Source organism: Roseicella frigidaeris, assembly GCF_003258945.1.
Lineage (GTDB): Bacteria > Pseudomonadota > Alphaproteobacteria > Acetobacterales > Acetobacteraceae > Paracraurococcus > Paracraurococcus frigidaeris.
In genome coordinates this window covers 1-14,659 of record NZ_QLIX01000009.1, presented here as the reverse complement: position 1 = coordinate 14,659, position 14,659 = coordinate 1, and the positions used below count along the sequence as shown (strand labels likewise).

Below are 14,659 nucleotides of genomic sequence, written 5' to 3'. Positions count from 1 at the left end.
GGCTCCCCCGGCGGCCGCACCTTGCCGATCCGGCGCGCGCCGCGCCATGTTATGCCATCAGAACGTCAATGTCTCTCTACGGTAAGGAGAGACTCATCCCGTCCGGCCGATCCGCGGCTCCGTGCCGGCGCGCAGCCGGGCGATGTTCCCCCGGTGCCGCCAGAGCACCAGCGCGGCGATGCCGGCGGCGAAGAGGGCCAGGTCCGGGCGCCCGGCGAGCGCCGCGATGACCGGCGCCGCGAGGCAGGCGGCGATCGCCGCGGCCGAGGAGATGCGGGTCGTCGCCACCACCGCCAGCCAGACCAGCAGCGCCCCGAGGCCGAGCCACCAGGCGGCGGCCAGCAGCACGCCGCCCCCCGTCGCCACCCCCTTGCCGCCCTTGAAGCCGAGCCAGACCGGGAAGGCATGGCCGAGCATGGCGCCGAAGCCGGCGAGGAGGCCGGCCACCTCGCCCCAGAGCGCGGCCGCGAGCAGCAGCGCCGCCACGCCCTTCAGCAGGTCGAGCAGCATCGTCGCCGCGGCCAGGCCCTTGCGGCCGGTGCGCAGCACGTTGGTCGCGCCGATATTGCCCGAGCCGATCTGGCGGATGTCGCCGAGCCCGGCCGCCCGGGTCAGCAGCAGCCCAAAGGGCACCGAGCCGAGCAGGTAGCCCAGCGCCAGGGCCAGGGCGAGCGCGAGCGGCGAACTCATCCGAAGACCCGGCGGCCGGCCTTCCAGGTGCCGAGGACGCGGCCCTCCAGCGCCCGGCCGTCGAAGGGCGTGTTCTGCGCCTTGCCCGGCAGCTGCCCGTCCTTCACCTGCCAGCCACGCTCGAGATCGAGCAGGACGAGATCCGCCGGCGCGCCCTTGGCCAGCCGGCCCGCCGGCAGGCCGAGCAGCCGCGCCGGCCGCGCCGTCAGCAGGTCGAGGGCGGCCAGCAGGCCGAGCTGGCCGCCATGCACCTGCGCCAGGGTGACGCCGAGCAGCGTGGCCAGCCCGGCCCCGCCGGCCTCGGCCTGGGCGAAGGGCAGGCGCTTGTCGTCGGCGTCGCGCGGCTGGTGGTCGGAGGCGATGGCATCGATGGTGCCGTCCGCCAGCGCCGCCACCACCGCCTGCCGGTCGGCCTCCGGCCGCAGCGGCGGCGAGAGCTTGGCATAGGTGCGCCAGTCGCCGATCGCCGTCTCGTTGAGGTCGAAATAGGGCGGCGCGGTGTCGCAGGTGACGGCGAGCCCCTCCGCCTTGGCGGCGCGGATCAGGGCGAGGGCGGCGCCGGTGCTGACATGGGCGAAATGCACATGGCCGCCGGTGATGCGGGCGAGGGCGATGTCGCGCGCCACCATCATCGCCTCGGCGGCCAGGGGGATGCCGGGCAGGCCGAGCCGGGTCGCCAGCTCGCCCTCGGTGGCGGCGCCGCCGGCGGCGAGGCTCGGCTCCTCCGGGTGCTGCACCACGAAGCTGCCGAAGGCGCGGGCATAGGAGAGGGCGAGGCGCATGGTCCGCGCCCCGGCGATGGCCCGCCGGCCATCGGTGAAGGCGATGGCGCCGGCCTCCTTCAGCAGCCCGTATTCGGCGAGCTCGCGGCCCTCGCAGCGCTTGGTCGCGGCGCCATAGGGCAGCAGGGTGAGGCTGCCGGTCGCCTCGCCCCGCCGCAGCACGAACTGCACCAGCGCCGGGTCGTCGAGCGGCGGGTCGGTGTCGGGCAGGGCGCAGAGGGTGGTGATGCCGCCCGCGGCGGCGGCGGCGGCGGCCGAGGCGATGGTCTCGCGGTGCTCATGCCCCGGCTCGCCGATATCGGCGCGGAGATCGACCAGGCCGGGGAGGAGGCAGAGCCCCGCGCCCTCCACCAGCGCGGCGCCCTCGGGACGCCCCTGGCCGCTGCCGAGATCCTCGATCCGCCCCTCGCAGACCAGCAGGTCGCCCACCGTGTCGAGGCCGGAGGCGGGGTCGAGCAGCCGGGCGCCGGCGATGACGAGGTCACGCATTGCGCCGCAGGTCCCGCGCCAGCACGTCGAGCACCGCCATGCGGCAGGCCACGCCCATCTCCACCTGTTCGCCGATCACGCTGCGCTCCGGGTCGTCGGCGATCGAGCTCTCGATCTCGACCCCGCGGTTCATCGGGCCGGGATGCATGACGATGGCATCCGGCCGGGCGACGGCCAGCTTCTCCCGGTCGAGGCCGAAGAAGCGGAAGAACTCGCGCGAGGAGGGGACCAGGCCGCCGGTCATCCGCTCCTTCTGCAGCCGCAGCATCATCACCACATCGGCGCCGGCCAGCCCGGCCCGCATGTCGTGGAAGACCTCGACGCCGAGCCGCGCCGCCTCGGCCGGGATCAGCGTCGGCGGCCCGACCACCCGCACCCGGGCGTTCATCGCCGTCAGCAGGTGGATGTTCGAGCGGGCGACGCGGCTGTGCAGCACGTCGCCGCAGATGGCGACGACCAGCCCCTCCAGCCGGCCCTTGCGGCGGCGGATGGTCAGCGCGTCCAGCAGCGCCTGGGTCGGGTGCTCATGCGTGCCGTCGCCGGCATTGATGACGCTCGCGGAGACCTTCTGGCTGAGCAGGGCCGGGGCGCCGGACTGGGCGTGGCGCACCACCAGCAGGTCGCAATGCATGGCGTTCAGCGTGGCGGCGGTGTCGAGCAGCGTCTCGCCCTTGTTCACGCTGCTGGTCGAGACCGACATGTTGATCACGTCGGCGCCCAGCCGCTTGCCGGCCAGCTCGAAGGAGGTGCGGGTGCGGGTGCTGTCCTCGAAGAAGAGGTTGATCAGGGTGCGGCCGCGGAGCAGGTCGCGCTGCGTCTTCCCCGAGCGGTTGAGCAGGGCGTAGCTCTCGGCCAGGTCGAGCAGGGCGCCGATATGGGGCGGCTCCAGCCCCTCGATGGCCAGCAGATGGCCGCCGGGCAGGATCGGGAAGGAGAAGGACATCGGGACTCGCGGGCTGCGGCGGGCGGCAAGCTAGCCTTCCCCGCCCAAGGGGCCAAGCCGAGGGGCCGAGCCAGGGGGTCCAGGCCATGGGAAGGGGCCAGGCCGGCGAGGCTCAGGCCGGGGCCGGCCGCGTGGCGTCGAGCGCCGATTGCAGGGTCCAGGCCGCGGCGGCCGCATCCACCGCCGCGGCCCGCCGGGCCCGCGTGACATCGGCCGCGATCATCGCCCGGTTGACCGCCGCGCTGCTCAGCCGCTCGTCCCAGAGCGCGACCGGCAGCCCGGCCGCCTCGCCCATCGCCATGGCCCAGTCCTTGGCCGCCTGCGCCGCCGGGCCGAAGGAGCCATCCATGCCGAGCGGCAGCCCGACCACCAGCCCGCCCGCCCCTTCCTTCCGGGCGATCGCCGCCACCTCGGCGGCATTGGCCTTCAGCTTGCCCCGCTTCAGCGCGCCATAGGGGCTGGCCAGCATCAGCAGCACGTCCGACAGGGCGACGCCGATGAGCCGGCTGCCGGGATCGAGGCCGATCAGCCGCTGGCCGCGGGGCAGGCCGGCGCGCAGGGCGGGGAGGGGCAGGACGGGCATGCGGGCCCTATAGGGCGGATGCCCGGCGGACGGGAGCGCCCCGCCCGCCTGCCCGCCGGGCCGAGCACCCGGATGGGCGCCGCGTGGCACGTGGCCAAGGTTTGCGGAGCAAACCGCCCGGCGCTTGAGGGGCCGTTGATGGGGCACCAGCAACGGCCGGTCGTATCAAGCGGTGTTGCCGAGCGCGGCCGGCGGCGGCGAGCGCGGCTCGGCGCCCGAGGCGGGGCTGGCGGCACCGGGCGGCCGTTGCGGCGCCGGCTCCGGCCGGTGCGGCCGGCTGAGGATGATCGAGCGGGTCGGCACGGCGATCTCGATGCCGAGCTCCTGGAAGCGGCGCTTGATGCGGCGGTTGAACTCCCGCTGCACGCCCCAGCGGCCGGAATCGGTGCATTTGATCTGGCCGAGCACCGTCGCCGTCGCGCCATCCACTTGGTCGACGCCCCAGAGGGCGAAGTCGTCGAGGATGTTGTGCCGGAAGGCCGGGTCCTCGCGCAGCGCGGCGCCGATCTCCTTCAGCACCTCGCCGACCCGGTCGGTGTCCTCGTCGAAGGCGACGGTGACCGAGACGGCGGCGTTGCCGATGCCGCGATTGGTGTTGGTGACGGTGGTGACGGCGCTGAAGGGGATGACATGCACCGAGCCGTCGCCGGCGCGCAGCCGGATGGTGCGCACCGAGAGCGCCTCGACCGAGCCCGAGAGGCCGGAGACCGTCACCCAGTCCCCCACCTGCATGGTGTTCTCGAGCAGCAGGAAGATGCCGTTGATGATGTCCTGCACCAGCTTCTGCGAGCCGAAGCCGAGGGCGACGCCGATGATGGAGGCGCCGGCCAGCAGCGGCGCGATGTTGACCCCGAGCTGGCTGAGCGCGGTGAAGCCGACCACGATCACGATCGCGGTCAGCAGCGCGGTGCGGAGCAGCGGCAGCAGGGTGCGCAGCCGGGTCGCCCGGGCATAGTCGCCCTCGGCCACCATGCCGTTGATCTGGTGGTCCATCCAGGCGATGGAGGCCTCCCAGATCACCACCGCGATGACGATGGCGATGGCGATGAGCAGCAGGGTCTGGGCCAGCCTCTCGCCCAGGCGGCCATCCTGGAACCAGGCGAAGGCGTCGACGCCCCAGACCTGCAGCACGGCGAGCGCGGCGATGACGCCGAGCAGCAGGGAGACGCTGCGGCGCAGCAGCGGGTAGTAGCGATTGGCCCGCGCCTCCAGGAAGGGGAGCTGCGCGGTCTGCTCCGGCCGCAGCCGGAAGATGCGGTCGAGCATGCCGAGGATGGCGATGATCGCCAGCCGCGCGATGGCCAGCACCACCAGCGTCACGCCGAAATAGCGGAACAGCAGGCTGTAGCCGTTGCGGATCTCGAGCGCCCAGACGAACCAGACCGCCAGCAGCAGGATGATGGCGAGGATGTGCCAGGTGGCGGCCAGCCAGTTGCGCACCCCGGCGAAGGCGGTGTGGCTGCCGGCGGGGGCGGCGATCCAGGCCGCCACGCGCTTGCGGGACTGCAGGATGACGACGATCAGCAGCAGGTGGTTGGCCAGGATCACGAGCTTGGCCAGCGACTGGTAGGCCGAGGGGAAGAGGCCGAGGATCCGGGCGATCTCGAGCACCGCCATGCCATAGACCGCGACCCGCGACAGGCGCGCCAGCCAGACCTCGACATAGGCGGCGGTCTCGTCGGTGACGTTGAAGAGGCGGAGCAGCGGCTGGTCCGGCGAGACCAGCGCCCGGCCGACCGCCATGACCACGTGCTGCACCACATAGGCGTTCACCGCGGTCAGGATGATGAGCCGGGGAGCCCAGCCGGCATCGACCGGGGTGGCCAGCAGCAGGTTGCCGACCGCGGCGAAGACGCCGATCGGGACGAGCTCGAGCAGCAGCCGCAGCAGGGCGAGCGGCAGGCGATTGAGGAAGCGCAGCTCGCCATGGCTGACGATCGCCTCCCCCTCGGCATGCGGCGCGGCGGCGGCCCGGGCCCGGCGCCGCTCCGCGCCGCGGCGCGCCGCCTCCACGACCATCCGCTGCGGCTGGCGCAGGGCGCGGCGGACGAGCCATTGCGCGGCCCAGGAGAGCAGCAGCACCACGGCGAGCTTCCAGCCGGCATCGAGGGCGGCCGCCTGGGCGGCGGGGCTCCGCACCGTGTGCAGGATGGCGGACCAGACCAGGGGCAGGTCGGCCAGGGTGCGGCCGGTGGCGGTGAGCTGGCCCGCCGCGTTGCGCAGCCAGGTGGAGCTGGCCTGGATCAATTGCCCGAGGACGCTGTCCGAGGTCAGCGAAACGTGCTCGGGCGGGGCGGGCGCCGCCGTGGCGGGGGCGGCGCCGGCGGCGGGCGCCCCGGCGGCTGGTGCACTGGCCGAGGGCGCGGTGGCCGCCGGTGCGGCGGGCGCGTTGGTTGCGGGCGCGGCGGGCGCCGGGGCATCGGCCGCGGGCGCGGCGGAGGGGCTGGCCGGGGCCGCCGGGACGGCGGGTGAGGGCGCCAGCCGGGCGAGGGCGTCGAGGGCGGTCAGCACCTCGCGCAGCCGCGCCGGGTCCCGCAGCAGCTCGGCGGCGCGCCGGGCCTCCTCCGGCGCCAGCGCGGTCGGCGCCGCAGCCTGGCCCGCCGCGAGGTCGCCAGTCGTCTGGGCGCGGCCCGGCGCGGCCGGCACCAGCAGGCCGAGGAGCAGCAGGGCCAGGGCCACGATCCAGGGACGGGCCAAGGCCGGGCCGGTGGGCCTGCCGCCCATGGTCCGGATCCTCGGTGGTGCCTGTCGCGACTGCGGGACCATCATCCGGCCGGTCATCCTTCTGTCTGGTTCGGGGCGCGGGCGGCCCGGCGCCCATGCGGCGCGGCGGATCCGCGGCCGGGTCGCCTCCGCGGGTGGGGCAGCCGGCCTCCGGCGCCGCCGCGGGGAAGACGTCTCGCCGCGCAGAAAGGCCCGAGGCGGGGATGGGTTGCAACCCCGGGCGGGCATGGGGGGCCGGGCGCGGCCGCCGCCGGCCCGCCTTCGGCCCCCTGTCGGCCCTTGACTTCGCGGCGCCCAGTGGCTTCCTCGCCTGCTGTCGCCACTCTCCATCGCCACACCCAATCCGCAACTGGGGTCGCATCTCGAACATGTCGCTCGATACCGAGACCGTCCGGCGCGTCGCGTCGCTCGCCCGCATCCATCTGGAGGAGGAGGAGATCGCGCGCCTGCAGGGCGAGCTCAACGGCATCCTCGCCTGGGTGGAGCAGTTGCAGGCGGTCGATACCAGCGGCGTGGAGCCGATGGCCGGCGGCGGCGCGACCATGCTCCGCCTGCGCGCGGACGCGGTCACCGATGGCGGCATCGCCGAGGCGGTGCTGGCCAATGCGCCCGACCGCGCCGGCGACTATTTCGCCGTGCCCAAGGTGGTCGAGTGATGCACCCGACGGATTTCACGCTCCGCGGCGCCATGGAGGCGCTGAACGAGGGGCTGGTCAGCAGCGTCGAGCTCACCCGGGCGCATCTCGAGGCGATCGAGGCGCTGAACCCGCGCCTCAACGCCTACATCACCGTGACCGCCGAGCGGGCGCTGGAGCAGGCGAAGGCGAGCGACGCGCGCCGGGCGGAGGGCCTCGCCGGGCCGCTGGAGGGCGTGCCGCTCGCCATCAAGGACCTGTTCTGCACCGCCGGGACGCGGACCACGGCCGGCAGCCGCATCCTCGGCAATTTCGTGCCGCCCTACGAGAGCACGGTCAGCGGCAACCTGCTGCGCGACGGCGCCGTCTTCCTCGGCAAGGTCAATCTCGACGAGTTCGCCATGGGCTCGTCCAACACCACCAGCGCCTTCGGGCCGGTCGAGAACCCGTGGTCGCGGGCCAACGACCCCGATACCCGGCTGGTCCCCGGCGGCTCCTCCGGCGGCTCGGCGGCCGCGGTCGCGGCGCGGCTCGCGCTCGGCGCCACCGCCACCGATACCGGCGGCTCCATCCGCCAGCCCGCCGCCTTCTGCGGCATCGCCGGCATCAAGCCGACCTATGGGCGGTGCAGCCGCTGGGGCATTGTCGCCTTCGCCAGCAGCCTCGACCAGGCGGGGCCGGTGGCCCGCACGGTCGAGGATTGCGCCATCCTGCTCCGCTCCATGGCCGGCTTCGACCCGAAGGACAGCACCTCGGCCGACCTGCCGGTGCCGGATTTCGCCGCCGCCTGCGCCCGTGGCGTCAAGGGGCTCAGGATCGGCGTGCCGCGGGAGTACCGGCTGGAGGGGATGCCGGCCGAGATCGGGCGGCTCTGGGAGCAGGGGCTGCAATGGCTGCGCGACCAGGGCGCCGAGACGGTCGAGATCAGCCTGCCGCACACGAAGTACGCGCTGCCGACCTATTACATCGTGGCGCCGGCCGAGGCCTCCTCAAACCTCGCCCGCTATGACGGCGTGCGCTTCGGCCTGCGCGAGGCGGCAAAGGACAGCGACCTGCGCGACCTCTACGAGCGCACCCGCGCCGCCGGCTTCGGGCCGGAGGTGCGGCGGCGGATCATGATCGGCACCTATGTGCTGAGCGCCGGCTATTACGACGCCTACTACCTGAAGGCGCAGAAGATCCGGGCGCTGATCAAGCGCGACTTCGACCAGGCCTTCCAGGGCGTCGACGCCATCGTCACCCCGGCGACGCCCTCCGCCGCCTTCGGGATGGACGAGCGGCAGGACGACCCGGTGACGATGTACCTGAACGACGTCTTCACGGTGACGGCGAACCTCGCCGGCCTGCCGGGCCTCGCCGTGCCGGCGGGGCTGGATGCGCAGGGCCTGCCGCTCGGGCTGCAGGTGATCGGCCGGGCCTTCGACGAGGAGACGGTCTTCGCCGTCGGCGCGGCGATCGAGACGGCGGCGGATTTCCGCGCCGTGCCGGGGCTGCGGGCGGGGGCGGTGTGACGCCGGAGGCGATGCCGCCGGCCGCGGACGGCCCGGCGCTGTCCCTGGCCCTGGCCCTGTCCCCGGCCCCGGCCCCGTCCCCGGCGCTGTCCCTGGCGGCGAGCCTGCGCCATATCCATGCCGCCGCCGCGGCGCGGCGCTATGTCAGCTATGGCGGGCTGGCGGCGGCCAGCGGCCTCGGCTGGAGCGCGGCGCGGCGGCGGATGGACCCGCATCTGTTCGATCTCTGCCGGCGGGCGGCGGCGCGGGGCTGGCCGCTGCTCTCGGCCATCGTGGTGGACCGGCCGAGCCTGGCGCATGGCGCCATGCGCGGCCGGCCGCTGATCGGCTTCGCCCGGGCGGCGGAGCGTCTGGGGCGCATCGTGGGCGGCAATGCCGCGGAATTCCTGGCCGAGGAGCAGCAGCGCGTCTTCGCCTGGGCAGAGAGGGAAGGGGACCATGTCCTTCACGCTTGAGGGCCCGAGCGGCCCCTGGGAGATCGTCGTCGGCCTCGAGGTGCATGCCCAGGTGACGAGCGAGGCCAAGCTGTTCAGCGGCGCGGCCACCGCCTTCGGCGCGGCGCCGAACAGCCAGGTGAGCTTCGTCGATGCCGGCTTCCCCGGCATGCTGCCGGTGATCAACGGCGAATGCGTGGCGCAGGCGGTGCGGACCGGCTTGGGGCTGCGCGCCCAGATCAACCTGTGGTCCCGCTTCGACCGCAAGAACTACTTCTATGCCGACCTGCCGCAGGGCTACCAGATCAGCCAGTATGCGCATCCGATCGTCGGCGAGGGCCGGATCGAGATCGAGCTGCAGGACGGCAGCACGAAGACCATCGGCATCACCCGGCTGCATCTCGAGCAGGATGCCGGCAAGAGCCTGCACGACCAGCACCCGAGCAAATCCTATATCGACCTGAACCGCTCCGGCGTCGCGCTGATGGAGATCGTCTCCGAGCCCGACATGCGCAGCCCGGAGGAGGCCGGCGCCTACCTGACCAAGCTGCGGCAGATCCTGCGCTACCTCGGCACCTGCGACGGCAACATGGACGAGGGCAGCTTGCGGGCGGATGTGAACGTCTCCGTCCGCAGGCCGGGCGAGGGCTACCGCACCCGCTGCGAGGTGAAGAACGTCAACTCCATCCGCTTCGTCATGCAGGCGGTGGAGGCCGAGGCGCGCCGCCAGATCGAGGTCTGGGAGGCGGGCGGCACGGTCGAGCAGGAGACCCGGCTGTTCGAGCCGGCGCGCGGCATCACCCGCTCGATGCGCTCCAAGGAGGATGCGCATGACTACCGCTACTTCCCCGATCCCGACCTGCCGCCGCTGGTGCTGGAAGCCTCCTGGGTGGAGCAGCTCAAGGCCGGCCTGCCCGAGCTGCCGGATGCGCGCCGCGCCCGCTACGTGGCGATGGGGCTCTCGCCCTACGACGCGCATGTCCTGACGCTCGAGAAGGAGACGGCCGCCTATTTCGAGACGGTGGCGCAGGGGCGCGACGCCAAGATCGCGGCCAACTGGGTGATGGGCGACCTCTTCGCCGCCATCAACCGCACCCGGACCAGCATCGCCGCGCCGCCGGTCAAGGCCGAGTATCTCGGCATGCTGCTCGACCTGATGCAGGACGGCACCCTCTCCGGCAAGCTGGCCAAGGAGGTGTTCGAGGCGATGGTGGAGACCGGCACCTCGCCCGGCGCCATCGTCGAGGAGCGCGGGCTGCGGCAGGTGACGGATGCGGGCGCGATCGAGCGCATCGTCGCCGGGGTGCTGGAGGCGAATGCCGGCAAGGTGGCCGAATACAGATCCGGCAAGGAAAAGCTGTTCGGCTTCTTCGTCGGCCAGACCATGAAGGCCATGCAGGGCAAGGGCAACCCGGCCCTGGTGAACGAGGCGGTGAAGAAGCTGCTTGGCTAGAGCAGATCCTGTCCGGATGACCTCATCCGGACAGGTGAAGATGCTCGCACGGGAAGCGCCCTAGAATGTCATCGCCTGAGGTGGAAACACCGAAGGCGTGGCTCACGCGATCAAACGCCGCGCTGGACCATGATCCAACCGGCTTTCGCGGCGCTGCCTCGGGCGCGTGCCGCGGCTGCCGGGCCGGGCCTGGAAACCCGGCCTGCGGCGCGCCACCCGTCGGGGGTCGGGCGGGCGCCGGCCGGTGGGCCTGGCTCTCAGGCCAGGGCGGGCATCCCGGGATCGGTCTCGCGCGCCATGGAGGGGATCAGCAGGGCATCGGCCAGGGCCCAGGTGCCGGTCGCCACGAAGCCGAGGAGGCCGAGGCCGCTCCAGATCAGGGGGATGGAGAGCAGGCTGATCGCCGCCATGCCGGCCCCGGAGAGGCCACGGCCGAGATAGATCCGGTGCAGGCCGAACAGCCCGCAGAGCGCCAGCAACAGATAGGCAAGCCCGATCGATTTCCGGCGCGTGCCCGGCAGCGTGACCGCACTCATGACAGTAGATCCCCCTGAACGCCGCGAATCGTGCCCCTCACGTCGCGACGCCGAGGGGCACGCTGCGGCATGGTCCTGGGAAAGGGAAGCAATTTCCACGGGCTGCGCAGGTTTGTTGCATTGCCGTGGCCGCCCTGCAACGCCGTCTGCCGCGATGCAGCGGAGCTGGCCCGGCGGGCTCGGGGCTGGCCGGCGCGCGGTTCCGCGATAGGCTGGCGCGACGGAGACGCCACGGAGGGCAGCCGATGATCGACCTCTACACCTGGAACACGCCGAATGGCCGCAAGATCAGCGTCGCGCTCGAGGAGATAGGCCTGCCCTACCGCGTGAAGCCGGTCGACATCACCAAGAACCAGCAATTCGATCCGCATTTCCTGAGCTTCAGCCCGAACAACCGCATCCCGGCGATCATCGATGCCGAAGGGCCGGGCGGGCAGCCGATCTCGGTCTTCGAGAGCGGCGCCATCCTGCTCTACCTCGCCGAGAAGACCGGCCGCTTCCTGCCGCGGGACCTGCGGGCCAGGGTGCCGGTGCTGGAATGGCTGATGTGGCAGATGGGGGGCTTCGGGCCGATGCCGGGCCAGGTGCATCATTTCCTGATGCAGCCCGAGGGACCGGCGCGCGACTACGGGCTGAAGCGCTACCATGCGGAGACGCAGAGGCTGTACGGCGTGCTGGACCGGCGCCTGGCCGGGCGCGACTACGTGGCGACGGACGGCGAGCCGAGCATCGCCGATTTCGCCATCCTCGGCTGGGCCTGGCGGCATGACCGGCATCAGGTGCCCTTCGATGCATTGCCGAACGTTGCCGCCTGGTATGAGCGGATGATGGCGCGCCCGGCCACCGCCAAGGGATTCGAGGTCGCCCTGTCCTGAGACACCGGTCCTGAGGCACCGGTCCCGAGGCCCCGTTCCGGAGGCATTGGCGCCCGGCGCGGGGCGTTTGACGGCTGGGCACGCCGCCTGTAAGAGGCGCGCTGCATACGTCGTGGGCCTGTCACTTCTGCGGAGGGGTGGCCGAGTGGCTGAAGGCGACGGTTTGCTAAACCGTTATAGGGGGTCAACCTCTATCGTGGGTTCGAATCCCATCCCCTCCGCCATCGGCCGGCCGCTCATAGGCGGCCCGGCCGAAATCGGGCCGCGGCCCTAGGTCCCGTCCCCCAGCACCTCGCCCGTGTCCGGATCACGCCCCTGCCGCCGATCGAGCGAGCGCATGATCGGCGTGACGGTCAGGCCGTGCAGCAGGATCACCAGGCCGACGAGCCCCCAGAGCCGCCCGGCTTCCGCCACCTCCATCCGGTTCAGGCCATAGGACAGGTAGTAGAGCGAGCCGACGCCACGGATGCCGAAGAAGGCGAGCGTCAGCGTCTCGGTCCGCTCGGCCCGGAAGCCGGCGAGGCCGATCAGCCCGGCGACGGGACGGATGACCAGCAGGATCACCAGGGCCAGGCAGGCGTCGATCCACGAGACGGGAGCCAGCAGCCCACGGATCAGCGCGCCGCCGAGCAGCAGCAGGATCATCATCGCCAGCCGCTCGACCTGCTCCGTCACCTCGTGCATGCGGGTCTGGAAGTCGTGCTCGCGGTGGGTGCGGCGGAAGGTCAGCGCGGTCACGAAGACGGCCAGGAAGCCGTAGGAGTGGATGATCTCGGTCAGGCCATAGGAGACCAGCGTCGCCGCGATGGCGATCAGGCCGTCATCGGTCCGGACGAGCTTCTTCTCGGCCGGGACGTGGAAGGTCAGCCAGCCGAAGGCGCGGCCGATCAGCCAGCCGCCCAGGACGCCGGCGCCGATCTCCCACACCACCCGATAGCCCAGCCATTCGGCGAACCAGGGCTCGCCCGTGCCCGCCGCGGCAGCCAGGGCGATGGCAAGCTGGACGAAGGGGAAGGCGAGGCCGTCGTTCAGCCCGGCCTCGGCGGTGAGGCCGAAGCGCACCTCATCCTCCGCGCCGGTCTTCGGCGGGCCGACCTGCACATCCGCCGCCAGCACCGGGTCGGTCGGCGCCAGGCTGGCGGCCAGGAGCAGCGCCACCGGGAAGGACAGGCCGAGCGCCCAGACGGCAAGGCCGGTGATGGCGGCGATGCTGAGCGGCATGGTGATGGCCAGGAGGCGCCAGGCCACCATCCAGCGGCGCCATTCGAAGACGCGGTCGAGCTTCAGCCCCGCGCCCATCAGCGCGATGATCACCACGAACTCCGTGAAGCGCTCCGTGACGTCGAGGTGATCGTAGGGCAGGGGCCGCCAGGTCACCTGTGGCAGCGAGAATAGCGCCGCGCCGATCCCGAGGCAGACGATCGGCAAGGACAGCGGCAGGCGCTTCAGCGCCAGGGGCAGCCAGGCCACGAGAGCGATGAGGAGACCGAGGCCGGTGAGAGCGAGGATGTAGGGATCGGGCAGCCATTCGCCTTGCGCCATGAAGGGGTAACAGCCGGGGGCGGCGAATGTTTGCAGAAGGCGGGGCGCCGGCCGGGGCTTTGCGCGGCGGAGGCGGGACGGTACCAAGGCCTCCGCTTCCACATCGCCCGGACTCCCCGATGGCCCACCGTCCGGCGCTGCGCCGCCCGATCCCGATGCTGCGCGAATTCCTGGAGAGCGAGGCGGCCGGCGGCCTGGTGCTGATGGCGGCCGCGGCCGTCGCCCTCCTTCTCGCCAACTCGCCGCTGGCGCCGGGCTACCAGGCGGCGCTGCATGCCGCGATCGGGCCGCTCAGCCTCGAACACTGGATCAACGATGCGCTGATGGTGCTCTTCTTCCTGCTGGTCGGGATGGAGATCAAGCGCGAGTTCCTCGGGGGCGAATTGGCGAGCTGGCCAAGGCGGGCCCTGCCGGGCTTCGCCGCGGCCGGCGGCATGGCAGTGCCGGCGCTGATCTATGCCGGCTTCACCTGGCAGGACCCGGCGGCGCTGCGCGGCTGGGCCATCCCCTCGGCGACCGACATCGCCTTCGCGCTCGGCGTCATCTCCCTGCTCGGCGACCGGGTGCCGAGCGCGCTGAAGGTGTTCCTGGCGGCGCTCGCCATCATCGACGATCTCGGCGCCGTGCTGATCATCGCCGTCTTCTACACGGATGCCCTCTCGCTGCCGGATCTCGGCCTCGCCGCCCTCGTGCTGGCGGCCCTGGCCGGGCTGAACCGCGCCGGGGTGCGGCGGCTCTGGCCCTATCTCCTGCTCGGCCTGCTGCTCTGGCTGCTGGTCTTCCGCTCGGGCGTGCATGCGACGATCGCCGGCGTCGCGCTGGCGCTGACCATCCCGCTGCGGACCGGGGGGGCGCAGGCGGCGGGGGGGCGAGCCGCGCCGCTGCTCCGGCTCGAGCACCACCTCCAGCGGCCGGTGGCCTTCCTCGTCGTGCCGGTCTTCGGCCTGGCCAATGCCGGCCTGCCCCTCGCCAACCTCAGCGCCGATGCCTTGACCGCGCCGCTGACGCTCGGGGTCGGACTCGGCCTGCTGGTCGGGAAGTTCATCGGCGTCTTCGGCAGCGCCGCGCTGGTCATCCGGCTCGGCCTGGCCGACCTGCCGATGGGGGCGAGCTGGCCGCAGATGGCCGGCGTCTCCCTGCTCTGCGGCATCGGCTTCACCATGAGCCTCTTCATCGGCATGCTGGCCTTCGAGGACACGCCGCTGCTGCTCGGCGAGGTGAAGCTCGGCATCATGCTCGGCTCGCTGCTGGCCGGGCTGGCCGGCTGGACCGTGCTGCGCCTGCTGCACCGGGGTGGCCCATCGCCTGGGCCCCGGCCTCGGCGCTGACAGGCGCGCCGCGGCGTTCGCGCCCGGCGGCGATCTGCTCTAACAGGCTGCTGAAGAAGTCGCACGCGACGGGGGATTTCTGGTCTGGGGACGATTTTGCCGGTTGGCGGTGGTGTGCTGACTGCCTTTGTTTG

13 protein-coding genes and 1 tRNA gene are annotated in these 14,659 nt (G+C 72.6%); 7 read left to right on the top strand and 7 right to left on the bottom strand.

All coding sequences use genetic code 11. From position 1 onward, the window contains the following. Positions 1-93: 93 nt before the first annotated feature. The 5 genes from plsY to DOO78_RS13450 all read right to left on the bottom strand — a co-directional run bounded on the left by plsY (position 94) and on the right by DOO78_RS13450 (position 6,211). A complete protein-coding gene (gene plsY / locus DOO78_RS13470; protein ID WP_111470319.1) occupies positions 94-690 on the bottom strand; it encodes a glycerol-3-phosphate 1-O-acyltransferase PlsY in 597 nt (198 codons plus the stop codon). Next, positions 687-1,961 carry a dihydroorotase gene (pyrC, locus tag DOO78_RS13465; protein ID WP_111470318.1) on the bottom strand — a complete coding sequence of 425 codons (1,275 nt, stop codon included), beginning with the start codon at positions 1,959-1,961 and terminating at the stop codon, positions 687-689. The genes plsY and pyrC overlap by 4 nt, the downstream gene beginning before the upstream one ends. Then, positions 1,954-2,904: an aspartate carbamoyltransferase catalytic subunit gene (locus tag DOO78_RS13460; protein ID WP_111470317.1), complete on the bottom strand. Its 951-nt coding sequence runs from the start codon at positions 2,902-2,904 to the stop codon at positions 1,954-1,956. Before DOO78_RS13460 ends, pyrC begins: the two co-directional genes overlap by 8 nt. 112 nt (positions 2,905-3,016) lie before the next feature. Beyond that, complete coding sequence (gene ruvX / locus DOO78_RS13455; RefSeq protein WP_111470316.1) at positions 3,017-3,487, bottom strand: Holliday junction resolvase RuvX; 471 nt, start codon at positions 3,485-3,487, stop codon at positions 3,017-3,019. Positions 3,488-3,652: 165 nt separating this feature from the next. Beyond that, entirely contained in the window at positions 3,653-6,211 is a 2,559-nt protein-coding gene (locus DOO78_RS13450) for a mechanosensitive ion channel family protein (RefSeq protein ID WP_111470315.1), read from the bottom strand. A 368-nt stretch (positions 6,212-6,579) separates the two neighbouring features. Here DOO78_RS13450 and gatC point away from each other — a divergent pair, with 368 nt between their 5' ends. From gatC to gatB, 4 genes are read left to right on the top strand one after another with little or no spacing between them, the layout of a single operon-like run. Beyond that, entirely contained in the window at positions 6,580-6,867 is a 288-nt protein-coding gene (gene gatC, locus DOO78_RS13445) for an Asp-tRNA(Asn)/Glu-tRNA(Gln) amidotransferase subunit GatC (protein ID WP_111470314.1), read from the top strand. Continuing rightward, positions 6,867-8,357 (top strand): Asp-tRNA(Asn)/Glu-tRNA(Gln) amidotransferase subunit GatA, encoded by a 1,491-nt coding sequence (gatA, locus tag DOO78_RS13440; protein WP_111470313.1) that lies wholly within the window; start codon positions 6,867-6,869, stop codon positions 8,355-8,357. The genes gatC and gatA overlap by 1 nt, the downstream gene beginning before the upstream one ends. A gap of 11 nt (positions 8,358-8,368) precedes the next feature. Continuing rightward, positions 8,369-8,812, top strand: coding sequence for a hypothetical protein (locus DOO78_RS13435; protein ID WP_128080052.1), 444 nt, complete (start codon positions 8,369-8,371; stop codon positions 8,810-8,812). After that, positions 8,796-10,244 carry an Asp-tRNA(Asn)/Glu-tRNA(Gln) amidotransferase subunit GatB gene (gene gatB, locus DOO78_RS13430; RefSeq protein WP_111470311.1) on the top strand — a complete coding sequence of 483 codons (1,449 nt, stop codon included), beginning with the start codon at positions 8,796-8,798 and terminating at the stop codon, positions 10,242-10,244. The genes DOO78_RS13435 and gatB overlap by 17 nt, the downstream gene beginning before the upstream one ends. Before the next feature lie 257 nt (positions 10,245-10,501). Here the strand turns inward: gatB and DOO78_RS13425 are convergent, their stop codons facing one another. Then, positions 10,502-10,780 (bottom strand): NINE protein, encoded by a 279-nt coding sequence (locus tag DOO78_RS13425; RefSeq protein WP_111470310.1) that lies wholly within the window; start codon positions 10,778-10,780, stop codon positions 10,502-10,504. 245 nt (positions 10,781-11,025) lie between these two features. On the opposite strand from DOO78_RS13425, the gene DOO78_RS13420 reads away from it, so the two are divergent. Then, positions 11,026-11,655: a glutathione S-transferase family protein gene (locus DOO78_RS13420; protein WP_111470309.1), complete on the top strand. Its 630-nt coding sequence runs from the start codon at positions 11,026-11,028 to the stop codon at positions 11,653-11,655. A 131-nt stretch (positions 11,656-11,786) separates the two neighbouring features. Beyond that, a tRNA-Ser gene (locus DOO78_RS13415) sits at positions 11,787-11,879 on the top strand. Positions 11,880-11,925: 46 nt separating this feature from the next. Here DOO78_RS13415 and DOO78_RS13410 read toward each other — a convergent pair. Continuing rightward, positions 11,926-13,197, bottom strand: coding sequence for a cation:proton antiporter (locus DOO78_RS13410; protein WP_111470308.1), 1,272 nt, complete (start codon positions 13,195-13,197; stop codon positions 11,926-11,928). Positions 13,198-13,316: 119 nt separating this feature from the next. Between DOO78_RS13410 and nhaA the strand changes: the two genes are divergently transcribed. Continuing rightward, the gene (gene nhaA / locus DOO78_RS13405; RefSeq protein WP_111470307.1) at positions 13,317-14,525 is read left to right on the top strand and encodes a Na+/H+ antiporter NhaA; all 1,209 of its coding nucleotides are present in this window, start codon (positions 13,317-13,319) and stop codon (positions 14,523-14,525) included. The last annotated feature ends 134 nt before the right edge of the window (positions 14,526-14,659 follow it).